This window comes from Paenibacillus sp. FSL R7-0179, from assembly GCF_038002265.1.
In the GTDB taxonomy this organism is placed as follows: Bacteria; Bacillota; Bacilli; order Paenibacillales; family Paenibacillaceae; genus Paenibacillus_AQ.
Window position 1 is genome coordinate 1,669,198 of record NZ_JBBOCC010000001.1, and the last position, 20,878, is coordinate 1,690,075.

16 protein-coding genes are annotated in these 20,878 nt (G+C 47.5%); 13 read left to right on the forward strand and 3 right to left on the reverse strand.

Annotation, left to right across the window (positions count from 1 at the left end):
* Positions 1 to 139: 139 nt before the first annotated feature.
* The gene (locus MKX63_RS07295) at positions 140 to 925 is read right to left on the reverse strand and encodes an alpha/beta hydrolase (protein ID WP_341016244.1); all 786 of its coding nucleotides are present in this window, start codon (positions 923 to 925) and stop codon (positions 140 to 142) included.
* Positions 926 to 1,132: 207 nt separating this feature from the next.
* Between MKX63_RS07295 and MKX63_RS07300 the strand changes: the two genes are divergently transcribed.
* From MKX63_RS07300 to MKX63_RS07310, 3 genes are read left to right on the forward strand one after another with little or no spacing between them, the layout of a single operon-like run.
* Positions 1,133 to 1,711 carry a type IV pilus modification PilV family protein gene (locus tag MKX63_RS07300; RefSeq protein WP_341016245.1) on the forward strand — a complete coding sequence of 193 codons (579 nt, stop codon included), beginning with the start codon at positions 1,133 to 1,135 and terminating at the stop codon, positions 1,709 to 1,711.
* Complete coding sequence (locus tag MKX63_RS07305; RefSeq protein ID WP_341016247.1) at positions 1,695 to 2,222, forward strand: PulJ/GspJ family protein; 528 nt, start codon at positions 1,695 to 1,697, stop codon at positions 2,220 to 2,222. The genes MKX63_RS07300 and MKX63_RS07305 overlap by 17 nt, the downstream gene beginning before the upstream one ends.
* Positions 2,223 to 2,232: 10 nt before the next feature.
* On the forward strand, positions 2,233 to 4,098 hold the full coding sequence (locus MKX63_RS07310) for a hypothetical protein (RefSeq protein WP_341016248.1): 1,866 nt from the start codon (positions 2,233 to 2,235) through the stop codon (positions 4,096 to 4,098).
* Positions 4,099 to 4,190: 92 nt separating this feature from the next.
* Here the strand turns inward: MKX63_RS07310 and MKX63_RS07315 are convergent, their stop codons facing one another.
* Positions 4,191 to 8,846 carry a DUF5057 domain-containing protein gene (locus tag MKX63_RS07315; RefSeq protein WP_341016249.1) on the reverse strand — a complete coding sequence of 1,552 codons (4,656 nt, stop codon included), beginning with the start codon at positions 8,844 to 8,846 and terminating at the stop codon, positions 4,191 to 4,193.
* Between the two features lie 297 nt (positions 8,847 to 9,143).
* Here MKX63_RS07315 and MKX63_RS07320 point away from each other — a divergent pair, with 297 nt between their 5' ends.
* The 8 genes from MKX63_RS07320 to MKX63_RS07355 all read left to right on the forward strand — a co-directional run bounded on the left by MKX63_RS07320 (position 9,144) and on the right by MKX63_RS07355 (position 17,551).
* Complete coding sequence (locus MKX63_RS07320) at positions 9,144 to 10,808, forward strand: GspE/PulE family protein (protein WP_341016250.1); 1,665 nt, start codon at positions 9,144 to 9,146, stop codon at positions 10,806 to 10,808.
* 18 nt (positions 10,809 to 10,826) lie between these two features.
* Positions 10,827 to 11,888 (forward strand): type IV pilus twitching motility protein PilT, encoded by a 1,062-nt coding sequence (locus tag MKX63_RS07325; RefSeq protein ID WP_341016252.1) that lies wholly within the window; start codon positions 10,827 to 10,829, stop codon positions 11,886 to 11,888.
* A complete protein-coding gene (locus MKX63_RS07330; protein WP_341016254.1) occupies positions 11,875 to 13,080 on the forward strand; it encodes a type II secretion system F family protein in 1,206 nt (401 codons plus the stop codon). Before MKX63_RS07325 ends, MKX63_RS07330 begins: the two co-directional genes overlap by 14 nt.
* Before the next feature lie 122 nt (positions 13,081 to 13,202).
* A complete protein-coding gene (locus MKX63_RS07335) occupies positions 13,203 to 13,682 on the forward strand; it encodes a type II secretion system protein (protein ID WP_341016255.1) in 480 nt (159 codons plus the stop codon).
* 77 nt (positions 13,683 to 13,759) lie between these two features.
* Positions 13,760 to 14,509 carry a prepilin peptidase gene (locus MKX63_RS07340; protein WP_341016256.1) on the forward strand — a complete coding sequence of 250 codons (750 nt, stop codon included), beginning with the start codon at positions 13,760 to 13,762 and terminating at the stop codon, positions 14,507 to 14,509.
* Between the two features lie 14 nt (positions 14,510 to 14,523).
* The gene (gene pilM, locus MKX63_RS07345; RefSeq protein ID WP_341016258.1) at positions 14,524 to 16,104 is read left to right on the forward strand and encodes a pilus assembly protein PilM; all 1,581 of its coding nucleotides are present in this window, start codon (positions 14,524 to 14,526) and stop codon (positions 16,102 to 16,104) included.
* Positions 16,091 to 16,747 (forward strand): type 4a pilus biogenesis protein PilO, encoded by a 657-nt coding sequence (gene pilO / locus MKX63_RS07350; RefSeq protein WP_341016260.1) that lies wholly within the window; start codon positions 16,091 to 16,093, stop codon positions 16,745 to 16,747. Before pilM ends, pilO begins: the two co-directional genes overlap by 14 nt.
* A 201-nt stretch (positions 16,748 to 16,948) precedes the next feature.
* Positions 16,949 to 17,551 (forward strand): DL-endopeptidase inhibitor IseA family protein, encoded by a 603-nt coding sequence (locus tag MKX63_RS07355; RefSeq protein WP_341016261.1) that lies wholly within the window; start codon positions 16,949 to 16,951, stop codon positions 17,549 to 17,551.
* Between the two features lie 111 nt (positions 17,552 to 17,662).
* Here the strand turns inward: MKX63_RS07355 and MKX63_RS07360 are convergent, their stop codons facing one another.
* On the reverse strand, positions 17,663 to 19,090 hold the full coding sequence (locus MKX63_RS07360; RefSeq protein ID WP_341016262.1) for a VanW family protein: 1,428 nt from the start codon (positions 19,088 to 19,090) through the stop codon (positions 17,663 to 17,665).
* 187 nt (positions 19,091 to 19,277) lie between these two features.
* Between MKX63_RS07360 and ftsE the strand changes: the two genes are divergently transcribed.
* A complete protein-coding gene (gene ftsE, locus MKX63_RS07365; RefSeq protein WP_341016263.1) occupies positions 19,278 to 19,964 on the forward strand; it encodes a cell division ATP-binding protein FtsE in 687 nt (228 codons plus the stop codon).
* Positions 19,954 to 20,868, forward strand: coding sequence for a permease-like cell division protein FtsX (ftsX, locus tag MKX63_RS07370; protein ID WP_341016265.1), 915 nt, complete (start codon positions 19,954 to 19,956; stop codon positions 20,866 to 20,868). Before ftsE ends, ftsX begins: the two co-directional genes overlap by 11 nt.
* Positions 20,869 to 20,878: the final 10 nt, after the last annotated feature.

The following is a 20,878-nucleotide window of genomic DNA, read 5'->3' on the forward strand; positions in this document are numbered from 1 at the left end:
CCCTTTTATGTAGAGATAAGAATGTACATGCTTCGCGCTAAAATCATCCTTATCCTTCTCGCTGAAACGGTACCGTCCTTTAAAAGGACGGCAATGCCGTTTCCACTTATGAATTTATCCGCTTACAATATCAAACCCTCTACTTGCTTAGCGGCAGCCACTTCAGTACATCGCGGATCTTGGCATCCCAGTATCCCCACTCATGCGCTCCCGGCCCCTCTTCGTAGGTTAGAGACAGCTTGGTCTTGGAGCAGGCCTTACGGAAGACCTGATTGTCCTCATAGAGGAAATCCTCGGTTCCACAGCACTGATAGAGCAGCGGCTTCGGCCCTTTGGAGCGGTTCACTTCCTCAAGCAGCCAGAGCAGATCTTCCGGAGTGCCAGCAATGTCCTTGTCCCCAAAAATCTGCAAATAATCCTTGGTCTTCTGCGAGGGATCTTCAAAGTTCAAGAAATTATGTGCCATATCGAGTGCTCCCGACAGACTTGCTGCAGCAGCCCAGTCCTGCGGCTTGCGCAGTCCCAGCTTCATCGCCCCGTATCCGCCCATTGACAATCCCGCCACGAAATTATCCTCGCGCTTGGCCGACAACGGGAAGAAGGAACGGGCCAGCGCCGGTAGCTCCTCACTGATGAACGTCCAGTACTTGCCGCCTGCCTCCATATCCGTATAGAAGCTGCGGTGAACCTGCGGCATAACAACAGCGATACCCAGCTCCGCCACATAACGCTCAATCGAGGTCCGGCGCAGCCAGATCGAATCATCGTCAGACAGACCGTGCAGCAGGTACAGGGTGGGGTGTAGGTTCCCTTTGGAGACATTGCTCATTCCGATCTGCGTAGTGGTCTGCTGCGGCAGAATAACAGTCATCGAAGTACTGAGCCCCAGCACCTCCGAATAAAATTTACATTCAATCAAAGCCATTTGCGTATCCCCTTTCTGCCCACATGATAGCACAGCCCCTACCTGATATAAACTGTAGATTTATTGCCCGCAGGCATTGCTGCTGTCGGAGGAGAAAGAATATAATGGAAGTAGGTAGAAAGATTCATAGAAACACGCAAGGACACAGGACTGAAGACATGGATAAACCCATAATTGAATTTCAATAGAGTATAGGGAGCGAACACAATGTCCTGGAAAGACCCATGGAACCGCAGCCGCGAGCGGGGCAAGGAAGCGGGCTTCACCTTAATCGAGGTGCTGGCCGCCATCGTCATTTTGTCGATAGTGTCCCTGGTGCTGACTTCTTATTTTACCAATGCCATGACCTATTCCAAGTCCAACCAGAACAAGACGATCATGGTCAATCTGGCGCGGAACGCTTTGTTTTATATGGAGAAGCAGGATTTTGGGGAGATTAATAAGTATTTTATTGATCATCCTTCCGATGCTGTTATTAAAGCAGAAGACTGTAAGAGCAGCGGCTGTGTATTAACAAATGTTATTAATTTTACAGGTTCTCCAGCTAGTGTTCTAAATCCCGTAGTTAATGGAATTGCCTATCAGATTGATGTGGTATACCAGCCCGAATTATGGAACAAGGAAGAAGAGCCTTCACCTTCCAGTGGCGCACCCTCCATTGACCTGTCTAATTCGCAAAAATATCTTCTTCCCGTGTTGGTGAAAGTAAGACGCGTAGATCCGGGGAATCAGCCGGTATATGACATAAAGGTGGAGGGGTATATCACCGATGAAAGAATTCGTTAGACGTATGCAATCTCGGGAGCAGGGATTTACTTTGATTGAATTGATTGCATCACTTACAGTGTTTGCTATGATCGCGGGCATAATTTCCGGACTTACCCTATTTGGTGTAAGAAGCTACGACAAGATTACAATTCAGAATGAGCTCCGGGATGAGGCCGATTTAATTATGTCAGCTATAATTACTAAACTCTATACATACGCACCAGATAAGGTTCAGAACATAAATGGGGGGATAGAACTCAGCAGAAGCGGCAGAGAAAAGAAAGAGGCAATTATAGTCGAGGGGAATCAAATAATTATCTCTGGTAACGGAACCGAACAGGGGACGAATTCACCACTTGCAATTCGTTCAGAGCTTGGTGACTCCAAGGTTACTGCATATACGGCAGACGGGCGGGAATGTACAATCAGCTCACTTTGCGGCTCGGGAACCATTGAAATTGATCTGGTATTGAAATATAAAGGCAGCTCAGACAATATGCTGGAATTAAAAAGCCAATTTGGATATTAGGAGGGCGGAGATGCGTAATCAAGGAAATCCAAGTTGCGGTGGTGAACGTGAAGTTAATTTGAAAAAACGGCTGGCTTCGCAACAGGGGTCAGTGCTTGTCCTGGTTATGTTTATAGTCCTGCTGCTAACCATCCTTGGTGTAGGAGTCCTTAGTGCAACAGTAGGAGGGGCTAAGCGTGCAGAGACCCGTGAGAACGATGTACAGAGTCTGCATTTGGCCCAGAAGAAAATAGACGAGGTTATTGCTTATATGACTCAGAGGTTAAACCAGATGCTGGAGCAGGGAATTGATCGGCCACAGAATGAGTTGAATAGCGACATTCAACAGTTTCTAAAAAAACTGCAAGATCAAGCCTCAGAATTCCAGTCTTTAACCAATATCAATGGGGCAGCCAACCGTATTACCAGCATAACTCTGGATGAATCGGCATCTACCGGGAGTCAATATGCAGTGGTGATACAAGCCAATGCAGATGTGAACGGCATCTCCCGGAATCTGGAGCAGAGAGTAACCGTTACAACTTTCCCCGACTTCTTAAATTATTCTTTAGGATCTGAGGGAGATGTTATTCTGAATGGTGCTCCATTTATTAAGGGGAATTTGTATGCTGGCGGACAACTGAAACTTAGCCCTCTTGCCTTCTATATGCATAATGGGAGAGAGCTAAATCAGCCCACGCTCTATCCTTTGCTCGAAGGAGAGGCCCACGTACAGTCGCTTAATGAGATACAGTATTGGAACGGGGGAAGTTATGTGGAAGTGCCCACTGAGGGAGAACAATATAAACTGGTTAATGAAAGGGTGAAGCAAGCCTATGAAAACTCGCTGATCAAGAAAAAAAAGACTTTAGTACAAATCGATGTGGAGGACTCTTTTTTAGATAAAATTTCTGAGGCTTCGGGATCAGTGGCGAATAAACGGAATTTCTCAAATGTATACTATGGATTTAGATTACCTGAGGAATCTAATGAAACTCCGACAGAAAGAGGACAAAGGCTGGTAAGCTCTTTCATTAATCCTAATGGAACAAGTAACCAAATTCCTGAAGTACTTAAGATGCCCCAACGAAGTGATTATGACCAGATTGAGAATGAAGAGCTGGAAGGGAAAGAACTGGAGGATTGGAGAGAGGAGCAGTATAAGGAGGCATTTGCTGCCTTTAAGGCGAAGTTAGCTAACTTGTCTACCAGCGCTATATATAATGGGAATTTGTATCTAGGTGACATTAATAAAGACACTTATATAGATAATATTACAGATATCTCTAAAGCCAATCGTACGGACAATTCCGGTGAGCAGTTCTCCAACTGGGTAATCATCAACGGAGATCTTAAGCTGGTCAGCAGTAATCCAAGTAGCTGGATTACCATTCAAGCAAATCTCCTGGTGACGGGAGATTTGTATATAGAGGGGAACGTAAAATTCGACTCTACTTTGTACACTCTTGGAGAGACAAAGATCATTAATGCAAGCATCTCAGGAAAAGATGAGAAAGAACTGGTCGTGATCTCCAAAGGCCCAGTCTTACTTAATAGAGTGGATGAGTTCAAAGAGAAGGCTACGAATCTGCAAGCCTTTTTCTATACAGACAGCACAGCGGAACTGTACGGAGTTGGATCGATTTTTTCACTAAATGGAGGTTTTTTTGCAAAAGGCACACTTACAATCAATGCTGTAGTGGGAGATCATGTAATCAATGAGCCTGGGAAATACGAATTTAATTTCGAAGACCAGAATCAGCCAGATCCTTCTGCTTCTAGGTTCAGTATTCGTTATAATGAGAAGGTATTTGAGCATCAAAAGGTGGGCCTGCCGCGAGTCAAACAGATCAGTATTAATGCCGGGCCAGTCGAATTAAAGCCACAAAGTAAATAGACAAATTAAACAGCCTTGATTCCATACACTTGGAATCAAGGCTGTTTAATTTGGTGAAAATCATATATGAGTTGTAACTGGACAATCTCCTCTTAGTATCGGTTATCACCAGAGGCTTGGGCGCCCAACACGGTTAATGTATAGACGGCTGTTTTATAGTCACCGTTTATCGTTAGGTATTTAACTTGGATCTGTACAGGTTGATCTGCTTTAGTAGGATTAATTCCTGTTACGACTCCCCTAGACGTTAAATCAATCGTTGAAGCAGTTCCGCCGACTATGGACCATTGTAGTTTAGGAACAATATATTCAGGAATAGCCCCATAAGGAGTGGTATACAGATTGGAGAGCAGTTCAAGTCTTGTGCCTACATTAATAGCTCCTGAGCTTGGATCGAACATCAGATCGGGCTCTTCCATTACTTTTATTACAAAGGTACTGCTAGAGATTCCAGCAGCTTTGACAACAATGCCCACTCCATCTTTTATGTCTGTCCCTTTGAAGTTAACGGTAGGACTGGATGTAGTTAGAGTAGCTACCGTATGCTTCTCTTCATTTACGAAACCTGCATATTTCAGATCCTCAATATTGACTAAGCTCCACTCATAATTGGAAACACCGGTGTCCAGTGGATCTGTTATTGCAGTCAATGTTTTACTATCATTGATGTACAATTGAGTAGGACCTGAGATGCTTACGCCATTTAGTCCAACTGTGATATTTTTTGTTGCAGCAATACCATCCGGATTCTGATTCGTTTTAACAATAACACTAATGGTATAACTGCCGATTTGTCTAATCTTAAAGTCAGCCTCTGATGGATGGGATGGAACCCCCGTTATTGCCGCTACAGTCTGTCCAGTCAGAGCATTTACTGCTGACCAATAATATTCATGACCGGTTTCATGGGATTGCCGATATTCGGCGGTGAATCTTACAGTTTCATCTGCTTTCGCCACATCTTTCCCGATGATATTTAATGTAGGATTAAGAACTGTTACTTCAGCAGTGTCCGACAGATTGCTTCCATCCATAGTGAATGCTGTAATGGTGGCCGTACCAGCCTTCAGTCCTGAAACGATACCACTCGAGTCTACATGGACAATATTATCATCACTTGAATTCCAGCTTAAGGCCTCATCAGATTTGTTAGCAGGTTTAATTGTCCAAGACATCATTTGTTCGTCACCAATCAGCAGGGTTGCATCCTCTACAGCTAGTTCTGTAATACGCTCAATCACCGTGAGTGCGATGGCTGGGAACTTAATATAGGTCGGATTAAGCGGACTGGACGACGGAATAGGTGACGCAGATGGTGTCGGTGATGCAGATGGTGTCGGTGCTATTGTAGGTGTAGCCGCCGGTGGTGTAACCGGAAGAGGACCTTTATATGGAAGATTACCCAGCAGTGAAGATGCGTCCAGCGACTTGGAAATCACATTACCATGAACTTGGCCGTTTGTGAAGGTTACCTTCGCTCTAGGCGCAAGAATTGAGCCATAAAGCTGAACACCAGATATTGAGACATTCTCAGCGTTCGGGAAGTTATAGATGATATGGTCCCCGCCTGTAACACCGCTTGGAAGACTAAATGCTTTGTTCACATTAATCTCAGAACCCGTAATGGTATATACTATATTTTTGCCCGAGAGATTCTCTGTGTTTGTCCAGCCTACATTGGCGAATTCCGCAGAAGTAATGCTGAAGTTAACTAAGCCATCGGTGCCAGTTCCGTTACCATGAAGGTACATTCCTCCATACTTAGATTCCTGTGTACCGTTAGGTACTGCAGCCCCTAACTGATCCGACAAATTCTTATAATAGAATTCAGCTGTATCAAAATCTATTAAAGATCCTCTGGCATAAGTGCCGTCCTCAATGGTCCCGCTGTCTACCTTGTTAAAGCTTCCCTGATGAAGGATATTGCCGTACACATGTCCATTATGAAAATCTAAATCGCCGCCAGTAACAATGGCATAAGGGACCTTACTACCTAGAGCTTTGTTAATATCGACTGCGCGTGCCGTGGTATTTCCTTTCGCTGCAAGATTTCCTTCTATGGTTGCTGTTACTTTAGCGTCTCCAAATACAAAGGCATTATAATCTCCAGCAATCCCGAGTACAGAGCCTGAAGAAGAAACGGCCGGATTAAAGACAGGACCTATGGGAGGACTGGCAGTTGGGCTTGGAGAAGGTTGAGACGATACCACTGGCAGCGCGTCAGGATCAGCATGGATATCAATAAAACTGACTCGCCCATAATCCAGGTTGTAGGCTCCAGTGACGGCAGCTCTAACTTTAAGAGTGATTGAGAGCGGCTTGTTGGATTCGGGAACAAACGTCTGATTGCCGTCTACCATCTTCAAGGTATACTTTATATTTCCAAGCATTTTGTTTAAAGTGTATCCTCCGTCCGTATTTCTAGAGGCTTCAATTCCCTCTGGCCAATCTTCTACAGGTTCCAGATTGGCAGGCAGTTGCTCCTGAAATTCGATATTGGAAATGACCTGTGATGGGAACGCCTGATCCGCTGTACCTATTGGGTCAAGACGGACAGACTTGGGTTGTATTACATAGTTCATGGTAAATGTCTCATTCCTGTTGATAACTCCATCAGGGCTGACGTTGGAAGACAAGGTCCGTGATAGTTCCAGATTGGCATTGGATTTTAATATAACAATTGAAATTGTCTTGATGTCAGCCAGAGCCCCCTGCTTATCCCGGGCTGAGATTTCAACAGTTAGCGTTCCGCCTTCCGGCAGCGGATTAGTGAATGTCTGGTGAACCGGTTTTCCAGATAACACTTCTTTTTCAGCCATTCCTATGGAAGTTAAATACTTGTCTCCTGCCTTAAAGCGAATGGACGTATATAACTGCCGGTCATTTAAGTCAGGGTCTTCCACTTTGTAATCAACAGTAATTTCATTCTGGTAGGTCGGAATGAGATCGTTCTCCCGAGGCATATTTACTGTAATTTCCGGCTTGTGGTTAGAGCCAATGTAGGCCCGGTACATGGTGTTTACGAACAGTTTTTGCTCCCAGAGTGGAAACTTTTCAGTACTGTTGGCAACGAATATATGGCCAGTCCCAGAGTAGGTTACATTTCCTTTGGAATAAGTATAGTAGTGATTCCAGCTATCATTCACATCCCGTTTACTGCCGGTGATGTTATACCATGGAATAACCGACGGATCTTCCAAATTTAGTGTGTAATACTGATTATGCGTATTGGCAACTGCCGGCGTGAGGATATTGATCTGATTGTTATTTTTATCAATTGAACTCAAATAAAATGGAAATTGGGTAAGTAATCCATCATTAACCGGTGTAACCGTTCTGGAGGTATTAGGAGCATTTAATCCCAGATTGGTCAAAGGCTCAATTTGTCCTGTAATTTCCTTGAAATATTTAACCCAATTACTATCTGGCCGATAAACTGTATCATGTGTAAACATGACACTCTGCTTGGTGATCTGAGTGAAATTTACTACACCCTCAGCCGCAAGATTACTGATAGCCGCATTCGCATTATAAGAATCTCTGAATCCGAAGATCAGCATGTCGTACACGCCGTTAAGACCGTAAGTCTTGTCCTGCTTATATTTAGCAGATACATAACTATTGAACTCGGTAATGGTCTTCGTACTGATATTCAATTCGTAATCTTCTGTCTTCAAGAATCTTGAATCCATATTATTCGGATCAAGCAGACTACTGTTTCGTTCAGAATTACTAATAGTAGGCAGAATCTGAAGGATATTAACGACCGTCTGTTTGCCGTGGAAACGGATTGTCCCGCTACTATAATCTTTGAGTTTGCTTTGATTAAGATGATCGGTAATTTCAAGCTTCCAGTATATCAAGCCGGAAAGCGTGTTGGGGAGTGTATAGGTAATACTGCCGTTTGGACCATCATTCAGAGTTTTAATTTCTACGACTTGAGATTCAGTCATTGGAATAGATTTATCGACACTTACATACAGCTTGGCTAATATGGGGTGGGTATTGAAATCATCAACATTATGTACGGTGAAATTAAAATTCAGCTTATCGCCTGGACGATAAATGTGAGTTTGATCGGTGGTGTAATCGATAATTGAATCTTTGTTATTTATGCTTAATCTCGGACGTTGATTTAGCATTTGAGAATACTTTGAATTTCCTTGTTTCAGTGCATTGAACCAGTCGGGCAATTCTGTACTGTTTATGAAAATCACATTTGATTTTGAAGACGAGTCTCCGAGATACTTGCTGAATGTATTGAACAAGATACTGGTCTGGCTATCGGTTTGTATCTCAAAGGGCTGTTTATTAAACATGACCAGAAGTCCCTTATCAATGTAATTCTTAATGATTTCCTGGGCCTTCAATGCAGTGATGTCATTCATCACCCCTGAAGTTACATGTGCTGCTGCACGGACTGCCTGTGAATCGGTAGATTTGCTGGACACACCGCTTGGGCTGTAGGTACCTTTGCCAAGATAGAACATATCATACTTGCCGTCAATATCATCACGCTGGGCGACAAAACGCTTCATGCTTAGTGTGCTTAACTCTACGTTTGCCATTTTGGCGACAAGTGGTGAGAGTTCGCTGGTCCCAGTGTCTGTAACTTCCAAGATTCGAATCGGGTAGACAAAAGATTCTGCATTTACTGATGTGACTATTGTCCTGATTGAAAGGACAAGCAGGATTACCAGAATAAAAATAAGGCTAAAAAGCATAGTTCCGGACTTGTGCATCTTCATCCCCATCGCTCCCCGTTATATCAATACAAAAATATAAGTTGGCTAAACTAGTGAATTTGAATTTTTCCCCTAAAATTATTGTAAGATCACCTATAATATGCTATATATCATTCTAGGATAAATTTCACAGATAGGCAATGAGGGAATGTGTAAATATACCCCGATATTTGAGTCTTTAGAATTATATTTTTAAAGTTAATTATCTAAATTTTTATTATAAAAATTTAAAATAGGTACTTTGATTCACATATGAACCGATAATCTACATAATCCACATGGCATGGAGATGAGCTGCGGTTGGCAATCATAAAAAAGAGATTGGGAGATTTGCTGGTAGAGAACGGAATTATATCAGAGGAGCAGCTTCAGGAGGCGCTGGTAGATCAGCGTAAGACCAAGCGCAAATTAGGTGACCTGCTGATTTCACAAGGATATATTACAGAGCAGCAATTGATTGAGGTGTTGGAATTCCAGTTGGGTATCCCTCATGTCAGTTTGCATAAATACCATATTGATCCGGCGATTACGCAGATTATTCCAGAAAGTATGGCCAAGCGGTATCAGGTTCTCCCTTTCTTGAAAGAGGGAGGGAAGCTGATGGTGGCGATGGCAGATCCGCTGGATTACTTCGCAATTGAAGATTTGCGGATGAGTACCGGATTCCGGATTGAACCAGCTATTTCTACCAGAGACGAATTGCAGCGTGCTATTGCCCGGCACTATGGTATGCGCGACTCTATGAACCAGATGCTGATTGAGCTGCCGACACAGGAAGAGATTACAGAGACAGAAATTACGGACGAGGATTCGCCCATTGTCCGGCTTGTGAATCAGATGATTCAACAGGCGGTTCAACTGCGCGCGTCTGATATTCATGTCGATCCCGGCGAGAATAACCTGCTTATCCGCTACCGGATTGATGGAACGCTTCGCACCGAGCGGCTGATTCCCAAGCAAATGCAGGGATTTATTACAGCCAGACTCAAAATCATGGCGCGCTTGAACATAGCGGAACGCCGCCTTCCCCAGGATGGCCGGATAAAAATGCAATTCGACTACAAGATGATCGACATTCGTGTCTCGTCATTGCCGACGATGCATGGGGAGAAAATTGTACTGCGGCTGCTGGATCTCAGTACCGGTATCAAGGCAGTGGATACACTGGGATTCAGTGAAGGCAATGCAGCTTTGTTCAAGGAAATGATTGGCCGTCCGTATGGCATCATGCTCATTACAGGGCCTACAGGCAGCGGAAAGACAACGACATTGTATTCGGCGCTAAGCCAGCTGAATCAGGAGACTGTTAACATTATCACGGTTGAAGATCCTGTGGAGTACCAGCTTGAAGGAATTAATCAGGTGCATGTTAATCCAGCCATTGGCCTTACATTCGCAGCGGGATTACGCTCTATACTCCGTCAAGATCCCAATATTGTCATGGTTGGAGAGATCCGGGACACCGAAACTGCTGAAATTGCGGTCCGGGCTTCACTGACAGGACACTTGGTACTGTCAACACTACATACTAACGATGCTGTAAGCAGCATATCCCGACTGCGCGATATGGGTGTCGAGCCCTATCTGATTGCGTCGTCATTGATCGGTGTCGTTGCCCAGCGGCTGGTGCGCAAAATTTGCACAGACTGTAAGGAGACCTATAAACCTTCCCAGCAGGAAGCGATTATGCTTGAACGCTACGGACTCCGAACGGATATCCTTCACCGGGGAAGCGGCTGTGGAAGCTGTAACTCTACCGGATATCGTGGCAGGCTTGCCATTCATGAGGTTTTGACTATTGATGATCAAATGCGGCAATTGGTCACTGATTCCGCTTCGGTAGAAGAACTGCGCTCCGCTGCCAAATCACGCGGCCTGGTCCAACTGATGGAAGACGGTCTGCTTAAAGTTTCGCAAGGGATGACCACTCTGCAGGAAGTGTTGCGGGAGACGGTATCCCATTAATGATTAGGAGGAGACATAATGCCAGTTTCAACAAGAACGATTATGCAGCTTCTGCACTTGGCTCACTCCTCCAGAGCGTCTGATTTGCATATCTCTGTAGGCTCGCCTCCTGTGCTGCGGATTGACGGCAGGTTAGAGAATGTGGAGGGTGCATTCATTGGTCCCGGTGAGTCTGAACAGATGGCTCTTGACCTGCTGGGGCCCGAGAGAGAATCTGCATTCCGGGCAGCGGGTGAGTATGACTTCTCCTACCCGTTGGAAGGCGGAGTCCGCTTTCGCGTGAACGTCTACCGTCAGCGAGGGGGAATCAGTATTGCTGCCAGGAGTATTCCAGCAGATATTCCGACCCTGGAGAAGCTGGCGCTCCCGCCGATACTTTCATCACTGGCGCTTAAGCCACAGGGCTTAATTCTGGTAACAGGCCCAACTGGGAGCGGCAAGTCCTCCACATTAGCGGCAATGATCCAGCATATTAACAGCCGTGAACGTAAACATATTGTTACGCTGGAAGATCCGATTGAATTTTTACATAGCCATGGGACCTGCATTATCGATCAGAGAGAGATTGGAAGTGACACGGCCAGCTTCCCAACCGGCTTAAGGGCGGCGCTCCGGCAAGATCCCGATGTGATCCTTCTTGGAGAAATGCGCGACTTGGAGACGATATCGGCAGCGGTAACCGCAGCTGAAACCGGCCACCTGGTCATGGCAACCCTGCACACCTCAGACGCACCGCAGACAATAGACCGGATTATCGATGCATTTCCTGGACATCAGCAGAACCAAATCCGTTTGCAACTGGCTTCCGTACTATTGGCAGTAGTCTCCCAGCGCTTGTTCCCACGCTCTCAAGGCCAGGGGCGAATCAGTGCAACTGAGATTCTGATTAATACGCCCGCAGTCGGTAATATGATACGGAGCGAGAAGACACATCAGATCAAGAATATCATGCAGACCGGTAAAGCTCAGGGGATGCATACGCTGGAGATGAATATCCGTGAATGTCTGGCTAGAGGGCTAATTGATACATCGGCAGCTAAAACCTATCTTGCGGGGGTGAGTTCCGATGCCTCAATTTGAATATCAGGTTAAGACTTCGGCGGGCAAACAGCTTAAAGGTAAACTTACGGCACAAGATAAGTCCATTGCCATGGAGGAACTCCGCAAGCGGGGACTTACTGTTTTCTCACTGAATGAGCAGAAAAGCTCTATTCTGTCGATGGAGATTTATATCGGTAATCCGGTGAAAACCATTCATTTCATTATTTACTGCCGCCAGTTCGCCACGTTAATCCGTGCAGGTGTATCTATCGTTGATGCGACCCGAATTCTGGCGGAGCAGACAGACAGCAAGCCGCTGGCCAAAGCACTGCAGGATGTCAGTTCCAGTCTTTTGCGGGGAATAGCTTTCTCGCAAGCCATACAGGATCACAAAAAGATATTCCCGCATTTGTTCGTGAGTATGGTAAGGGCGGGTGAGGAGACCGGGGACCTTGAAGGAACGCTGGAACGGCTGGCGATGTATTTTGAGAAGCAGCATACCACCACTGAGAAAATTAAATCTGCGCTGATGTATCCGATCACCGTTGGCGTTATGGCGGTGGCAGCCGTTATCTATCTGCTGTGGGCTATCGTTCCACAGTTCGTAACTATGTTCGAGTCGATGAATGCAGAGCTTCCGGCTATCACCAAGATGGTGCTTGTGCTTAGTAAGAGTATACAAGGGCAATGGTATTTTTGGCTGATCGGTCTGATTGTGATCATAGTAGCCTTTCAGGTAACGAAGCGTACAGAGAAGGGGGCCTACGCATTGGATTATGCCAAGCTGAAGGTGCCTGTGTTCGGGAAGCTGAATCAGAAGGGTTCTATCGCGCAGTTCACCAGAACCTTCTCTTCGCTGTATGCCAGTTCAGTGCCGATCCTGCAATCGCTGGCGATTGTTGAAGAAATTGCGGGCAACAAGGTAATTGGAAAGTACATACGCAGCGCAGGGGACTCACTCAGACAAGGAAAGCCTCTGTCGGAACCGTTGAAAAAAGCCTGGGTCTTTCCGCCGCTGGTTACACAGATGATCGCTATAGGCGAAGAGACAGGGGCACTCGATCAGATGCTGTCTAAAATAGCAGATTTCTATGAGATGGATGTGGAGAACACTGTTGACCGGCTGAAGTCTTTACTTGAGCCGTTATTGATAGCGTTCCTGGCGGGAGTAGTCGGTGTGATCGTAGCAGCCATTATGCTGCCAATGTTCAGTATCTATAGCAATATGTGATGAGACATCTTTGAGAGGGGTGACGCCGGGCGCGGGCAGGTAGCCTTCGTACTGACGAATGCAGATACAACGAATCAAGCACTCATTCAGACCTTTAAAATTATATTTTAGGAGGAAATCAAATGTTAGCAAATGCAATCAAGAAGAGATTGAGTAAAGAGGAAGGCCAGAAGGGCTTTACGCTGATCGAGTTACTGGCGGTTATTGTTATTCTGGGGATTATTGCGGTTATTGCGATTCCTTTGATCGGGAATATTATTAATAAATCTAAGGAGGATTCCGATCTAGCAACTGCTCGGCAAGTCTATGACGCAGCTAGATTATATGTTACAGCAGAGAAAAACGGCGCCTTCAAAAGTCAAGTTGTGAATGTAAAAGATAGTTCAGCTACTGATGATTTGACTGATAAAGGCTACATTGAAGGTAATATTTATTTACCAAGCAATAAGGAGGTTATTAGTGGTGGCACTGTTACGTTTGACGCAAGCGGAAATCTAACTAGTGTGATATTGTATACAAGCTCACATACTCCAACGGGGACTGGGGCTAATGCACCAATAAGCTTTACCGGAGAACAAGTTTTAAGTCAAAAGAAAGAATAAAATAAATATTAATTATCTAGGAATCGGATCATTCCGGTTCCTTTTTTACAAATCACATTACACAAAAGGAATGGACTATGACCATCGTAATTGCTGTATATATCACGCTGCTCGGGCTAATATTAGGCTCCTTCTATAACGTTGTTGCTCTGCGTGTGCCAGCGGGGGAATCGCTCAATCATCCTCCTTCGCACTGCACTGGTTGTGGAACGCGCCTGAAGCCGCGGGATTTGGTGCCGGTACTCAGCTGGTTGGCCAGCGGTGGTAAATGCAGGCATTGCGGTGCCAAAGTATCCATGCTGTACCCGCTAGGCGAGCTTGCGACTGGACTGCTATTCTTGTGGTCCTATCTGGAATTCGGCGTAACCGTTAGAGGGGTAACGGCGATTGTATTGTCGAGTTTGGCTGTTATTGTGACAGTGGCTGATCTCAAATATATGCTGATACCGAACAAAATCCTGCTATTTTTCACACCGTTCCTGTTAGTGCTCACTCTAATAAATATTGAAGGATCGTTATGGTTATTCTTTCTAGGTGCTGTTGTTGGAGGAGCGATCATTCTACCCTTTGCCTGGTTCGGGGGAATGGGTATGGGAGATTGTAAGCTGTTCGCATTGCTGGGACTGGCCGTAGGGTTCCCCAATGTGCTGCTTGCCTTCTTCACAGCATGTCTATTAGGTACACTGGTTGGCGGTACACTCCAATTGGCGGGTATCGTTAAGCGCGGGCAGCCCATTCCCTTTGGTCCTTGGCTTGCTCTGGGAGCATTACTTGCTTACGGTTACGGTTCAGAGATTATCGGCGGGTATCTCTCGCTTATTCATTAGGAGGCTTATGGCTTATGCTTGGACTTCAGAACCCGGTGGCCGGTCTTGCGATTGAGCAGACGGGAATCCGCTATATCAGCTTTAAGAACAAAAAGTCATGGGAAGTACGCAAGAAGCGGCATCTTCCTCTTCCGCCCGGATTCATTGTTGAGAACCAGGTTGCCGATGGTGATGCTCTCTTGGAAACGGTCAAGCACTGGGTGAAGGTTGAGAGGCTTCGCGGTAAACGGGTCTCGCTGTCGATTCCGCCATCACAGATCATCATCCGTAAAATGAGTATTCCCAGCACAAATCCGAAGCAGGTAGAGCAGCTTGTGAAGCTGGAGGTGGAGACAGGACTTCATTTACCCTTTGAAAGCCCTGTTTATGATTATGTCACGATTGATGTGGATGAGGAGAACAGTCATCTTCTGGTATTCGCTGCCCCCCGTAAGCCCATTCAAGATTATATTGATGTGCTTGAAGGAGCAGGTCTGCGCGTAGGTACGGTGGAGATTGCGGCAACGGCGCTTGCCCGTAGCTTGACCATTGGCCGCAGGGCAGAGTTTGAGGATACGATGCTTATTAATATCGAGCAGAATGTTCTTGACGTATATATGTTCCGCAGCGGTAATCCGGTGTTTATCCGAACCATTAATCAAATGGATTTGAACAGCGGAGTACAGCCCACTGTACAAGCTGGAATAGAATATATGAGTGAAGCTGCGGCTACCTCGACTAGTCTGGCCGGCGGTTTACTTGGGCCTGGGCGGATGCTGGAGATCACCGCTGAAATATCGCGCATGCTGAACTTCTATCAATACAGTCTTCATGACGGAAGTACGAGAATTCAAAGTGTCCTAATTACAGGCCCGCTACAGATTCGCAACCAACTGCTTGAGGAACTGCAGCAATCCTTGACGGAGCTTGAGGTAACAACGATCGGACTCGAAGATGTCGCTGGTGACAGTGCTCCTGATCTGGAGCTGAATGATTATCGTGTAGCTGCCGGAGCAGCCCTGCAGGATAGGAATACCCTTGCCGTTAACCTGCTGCCGCGGGAAGACCGGGAGGCCTTGCTTTTCCCCTATGTTGCTGTCGCTCTTGTTGGAATATGGCTAATCGGTGCGGTAGGGGTCGGTATATTTTTTGCAACGAATAAAGGGCAGATCGCAGAGAACGAGCAACAAATTCAGGGGGCCCAGGACCGCTCACTGATGCTTCAAAGCGAACTCGCCAAGATAAATGGAACATCCGGGATTCTGAATAGAAAAGCTGCAGTGGATGAAATTCTCTCCTATAGGACAATTATTGTACCGGTATTGAATGAGCTATCTTCGGGTTTGCCGCAGGATAGCCTGCTGCGAAGTATAAACTATACGTATCATGATTCCATCGATCTCACGTTAAGGGTGCCGAGTATGGAAGCTTCCTCGATGTATTTGGCCAATCTGCGCAAAATGTCCTTCACAAAGGAGGCTGAAATTCAGAAGCTGACAGAAGGGGATACCACCGTACAGTCCGGTTCAGTTTCAGGGTACGGTACGTATACTGCGGTTTATCATGTGAGCTTACTAAAAGCACCAGGGGAGGGGGATGGCAGTGGAACAAATTAATAAATACAGGTCCCCTATTACATTGGGCGTGCTTATCCTGTTTTTGTTGCTGTTCGCCTTCTTCATGCTTGGTCTACAGCCTACCAGCCGAACTGTCAAAGATCAGGAATCGGAGCTCAGCCAGTTGAATGAACAGAATAGTCTGCTTGAGAGCAAAATTGATGAACGCAAGAATGACACCTCACAGCAAGCCGAAGAGGCTGCACTGCTCACTCAGCTTCCGAAAGGTGACAACAGTGAACAAATGATTCTGGATCTGCGCTCTATCGGATCAGTATCCGGGGCGAAGCTAAAGGATGTCAATTTCAGTATAGGCCAAGAGAATCCGATTCAGACCATGACAGGTTCAGGAACGGCGGTGTACCCCACAGTCAAGCCGCTGACTATGACGGCTGTAGTCGAAGGGGATTATTCGGGCATTAGTAATTGGCTTCATGCGCTGCAACAGCTGCCCCGCATAGTGAATGTGGATACATTAACCTTTCAGCGGTCCTCGGACGGAGGTGGGGCAGGAGGGACTTCCAGTATTATCACGGCGAATGTCTCATTTACAGCCTACTTCGAGGATGCCGGGGGTACAGAAGGTGAAGATCCGGCAGCTGCTGATGAGAATACTGCTCCAACCCCGAGCGTAAATAATTAGCCATTAATTTATAAGCAGCTCCGCTTCCCCTTTTTTGGGAACGGAGTTTTTTTACGCTTTTCCCCACTTAGCCGTTTATACCCCGGGGTGGTTTGGGTATTACAGGTTACGGGCTATTGTAAGGTATAGAGTACTTATCGCAGCAGCTTAGTCTGGGGCATGCTTCGGACTACCACACAGGAATATGAGGAGGCGTTCATGATGAACAAAAAATGGATGATCGGTTCACTGGCATTATCACTGGGTCTTGTCTCTGCGGGGGGCGGAGCGCTTGCGGCTTCACCGGTGGCAAGCATTGAGGGCGTTAGAACGGTTGCGGCGTCTGCACTGGGCAAGGAAGGGCCGGCTACCATTAACAATCTCACGGAATGGAGCGTTGTTCCGCTGGTGGTTCATGCCAAGAAGCTATATACGTATGCCAGCCGGGGAGGCAATACATTCAATCCGCAGCTGTTCACTTATAAAACACTGGAGTACCGCTATCTGTCCAGTGATCTGGGCACGAAGCAGCAGCTGATGAGCTATATCAAGAAGGGATTCACGCATAATGCGGCGGCCTACTACACACAGACACAGTTCCTGGAGCATGAGGGCAGAATGGCGCAGGTCAATGCCGATCTGGGTAACTCGCTGGACTTCACTAAAGCCACTGCCCGGATGGTCTCCAAGACTGCACAGACCGCGGTGTTCGAGCTGACTGTACCTGCGGAAGGACCGACTGGATCTCCCGAGGTAGTAACGGTGAAGCTGAAGAAGGTGAACGGCTACTGGAGAATTGATATGTCGCCGGCTACTCTGTTCTAAGAAGCGGCTTCAGGTTCCGTCCAGCGCTTCCTGAAATAACGGCTGTGCCGACCTTGTCACAAGGTGAGCACAGCCGTTTCTGTTTGCCGTACCTTTCAGGGGGCATAGACGTTACCGCACCTTCACTCCATCCTCGACAAGCTGTCTGCGCGGGGATTCGGGCTGATCGGATTTGCTCATCCCGCCGCGGTTGATGGCGATGACACGTTTCTGGGCGTAATAGGTATCGCGGGAGAGCAGATTTCTTTCTACCGCTTTTCCATCCACATGGCGGGTAATGTAAGTTTCAACTACATAGCCGGTTTTACCGGCAAGCACGACCCGGGTTCCGCCCTTGGGGAGCGAGGCATCGCTCACATATTTATCGGTGGGAGGCAGCACTTCTACGGTTCTGGATTCAATCGAATAGGTGACGTTCTTCGGGAACGTGCCGAACAGCTTGATGGTCAGCGTGCGCCCCTGGACTTCGGATTTGATGATCAGATATTTGCCGGTATTGTTGCGGAAGCGGAAATTAATATATCCTTCGGCAAAAGTGGCGTCCTGCCCCTTGGGCAGATAGCTGACCGGAAGCGAGTGGTTGCGCCGTTCTACGATCTCAAGCCCCGAGCGCAGCGCGGCATTATACAGGGTGCTGGAGACCTGGCAGATCCCCCCGCCCGTGCCGGGCTGGAGCTTGCCATTCACGATGACCGGGGCTTCGCGGAAGCCGTATTCGGTCTGGGCCTTCTGGATTGCTTTTCCGTAATCAAAAACCGCATTCGGCGGCAGCACCGTGCCGTTCACGGCTTTGGCGGCGGCCTCTACATTGAAGCTGCGCCCGGGGCCGCTGGCCCCGAGGGAGGTGCTGAACTGGACAATTTTGCGTTCGATGCCCTGATCCTTAAGCGCCTGCAGCGTGATCTTCGGCTGCTTGACGGCAAGGGGAACCTCCAGCTGAATCTGCTGATCTTGAAGCTTGCCGTCAGCGGCCAGCCGGGTAGGCACCGCCGCCTGCATCGCAAGCTCCAGGGCCTGCCAGTCCACCTCGTAGGAGGAGGTGCCCGGCGTATATACGACCCGGTCATCTCCGGTGATCTGCCGGACCGCATCGACGGGAACGCCGAAGGCTTCTTTTTCCCACTCGGGATTCAAGAGACTCTTAAGCTGCGAAGTCTGCAGCTGAATCTCCATATTCCAGCTGCCGGGCCAGCTGCGCCGGGCTTGTACCCGCTCCATCAGCGTGCCGTCCGTCAGTGTCTTCAGCGCCTGGAGGAAATCCCCGGCTTCATAGGTCACACCTGCCTGCTTAAGGGTAAGCTGGAGACCGGCGTTGTTTTTTGCCTTCAGCATGAGCGGAGTAGCTTCCAGCGCCTGAAGTCTTGCATCCATTCCGGCCGCTACGTCGGCGATGTTCATGCCGCCTACCTCCCAGCCTGCGATAGCGGTGTTTGCGGGCAGGGTGGGCTGACTGCCGTACAGATGAAGCCCTCCGGCAGCCAGTGAACCGGCCAGCATCAGACCAAAACCCGCGATGAGAGCGGCGTGTATTTTTTTCATAAGTAATCTCTCCTTCTATGGGGCGAAACCTGATGTTTTTATGTATATGTAAGGATTCGGTAAAACTTTCGGGTACTCAAGGGGTTATGGATTTGTTACAATAGATACGCCTGCGATAATCATGCAGTTTATGGAAGCCCCCGGCCCAGTGGACCGGCGGAAGATGTCAGAATCGGGAAGTGAGACAATGATTGAAATGCAGGATGTATGGAAGACCTATCCCAACGGGACCCATGCATTGCAAGGAATATCGGTCAAAATCGACCGGAATGAGTTCGTCTATGTAGTTGGACCGTCCGGCGCAGGGAAATCAACGTTCATGAAATTAATTTATAGAGAAGAAACGCCAACCAAAGGACAGATCTCTGTAGGCGGGTTCAATATCGGCAAGCTGAAGCCCCGTAAGATCCCTTATGTGCGCCGTAACATCGGCGTGGTCTTTCAGGATTTCCGGCTGCTGCCGAAGATGACGGCTTATGAGAATGTGGCTTTTGCGATGGATGTGATTGAGGCGCCGAAGAAGATTATCAAGAAGCGTGTGAATGAAGTGCTCGATCTGGTGGGACTGCGCAGCAAGGCGGGGCGTGAGCCCTCACAGCTCTCAGGGGGAGAGCAGCAGCGCATCGCGATTGCCAGGGCCATCGTGAACAACCCTTCAGTTATTATTGCGGACGAGCCCACCGGCAATCTGGACCCGGAGACCTCGTGGGGCATTATGCAGCTGCTGGATGAGATTAATTTTCGCGGCACCACGATCGTTATGGCGACCCACAACCGGGATATTGTGAACAAAATGCGCAAACGGGTGCTTGCCATTGAGAATGGAACGATCGTCAGAGACCAATTGAGAGGGGAATACGGTTATGAGTTTTAAAACCTTCTTGCGGCATTTGCGGGAAGGCTTCAAAAACGTATTCCGCAACGGCTGGATGTCGGTGGCGTCCATCACTTCCATCGTTGTCTCTCTCTTCGTACTCGGAGTGTTCATCCTGCTGGTGCTCAACGTCAATCAAATTGCGGACAAAGCAGACAGCCAGGTGCAGATCAATGTGCATCTGACGCTGAATACGGACCAGAAGATGCGGGAGAAGCTGGAAAACGAAATCGGCAATATGCCGGAAGTCAGCAAGGTGGAGTTCGTCTCCAAAGAACAGGGTTTGAAGGAATTCCGTGAAGATATGGGGCCGGATGCCGCCGAGCTCCTTGAAGGCTTCGATGAAGACAATAATCCGCTGCCGGACAAGCTGCTCGTTGAAGTCATTGAGCCGACCACGGTTCCGTTTGTAGCGGAGAAGATAGAAGCACTGAACAAGACACATGAAGAGCAGCCGATCTACAAGGTGAACTACGGTAAAGGCTCTGTAGAGACTTTATTCAAGGTAACCAAGGCGGTGCGGAATATCGGGTTTATTTTTGTAGCGGGACTGGCGCTGATGTCGATGTTCCTGATCTCGAATACTATCCGGGTAACGATTCTGGCCCGCCGCAAGGAAATCGGCATTATGAAGCTTGTAGGCGCGACGAATTATTTCATCCGCTGGCCCTTCTTTATCGAAGGCGCTCTGATCGGATTGATTGGTTCAGTGGTAACCTCGGGTGTGCTCTACGCCGGTTACAGCAGTCTGGTATCTTCCGTGAAGGGAGATCCGATGCTGGGGCTTCAACTGATTCCGTTTGAAAATATCTGGTTGCTGCTGTGCGGTCTGCTGGTGGGCCTCGGTGTACTGATTGGAGTATGGGGCAGCACGGTGTCGATCCGCAAGTTCTTGAAGGTATAGCCTGTATCAT

Bases quoted from the DNA above. Each gene is read 5' to 3' on its own strand.
- MKX63_RS07360 (WP_341016262.1), bottom strand. From the start codon at position 19,090: ATGAAAAAAATACACGCCGCTCTCATCGCGGGTTTTGGTCTGATGCTG.
- MKX63_RS07325 (WP_341016252.1), top strand. From the start codon at position 10,827: ATGCCAGTTTCAACAAGAACGATTATGCAGCTTCTGCACTTGGCTCAC.
- MKX63_RS07340 (WP_341016256.1), top strand. From the start codon at position 13,760: ATGACCATCGTAATTGCTGTATATATCACGCTGCTCGGGCTAATATTA.
- pilM (WP_341016258.1), top strand. From the start codon at position 14,524: ATGCTTGGACTTCAGAACCCGGTGGCCGGTCTTGCGATTGAGCAGACG.
- MKX63_RS07355 (WP_341016261.1), top strand. From the start codon at position 16,949: ATGAACAAAAAATGGATGATCGGTTCACTGGCATTATCACTGGGTCTT.
- ftsE (WP_341016263.1), top strand. From the start codon at position 19,278: ATGATTGAAATGCAGGATGTATGGAAGACCTATCCCAACGGGACCCAT.
- ftsX (WP_341016265.1), top strand. From the start codon at position 19,954: ATGAGTTTTAAAACCTTCTTGCGGCATTTGCGGGAAGGCTTCAAAAAC.
- MKX63_RS07330 (WP_341016254.1), top strand. From the start codon at position 11,875: ATGCCTCAATTTGAATATCAGGTTAAGACTTCGGCGGGCAAACAGCTT.
- MKX63_RS07315 (WP_341016249.1), bottom strand. From the start codon at position 8,846: ATGAAGATGCACAAGTCCGGAACTATGCTTTTTAGCCTTATTTTTATT.
- MKX63_RS07295 (WP_341016244.1), bottom strand. From the start codon at position 925: ATGGCTTTGATTGAATGTAAATTTTATTCGGAGGTGCTGGGGCTCAGT.
- MKX63_RS07335 (WP_341016255.1), top strand. From the start codon at position 13,203: ATGTTAGCAAATGCAATCAAGAAGAGATTGAGTAAAGAGGAAGGCCAG.
- MKX63_RS07300 (WP_341016245.1), top strand. From the start codon at position 1,133: ATGTCCTGGAAAGACCCATGGAACCGCAGCCGCGAGCGGGGCAAGGAA.
- MKX63_RS07305 (WP_341016247.1), top strand. From the start codon at position 1,695: ATGAAAGAATTCGTTAGACGTATGCAATCTCGGGAGCAGGGATTTACT.
- MKX63_RS07310 (WP_341016248.1), top strand. From the start codon at position 2,233: ATGCGTAATCAAGGAAATCCAAGTTGCGGTGGTGAACGTGAAGTTAAT.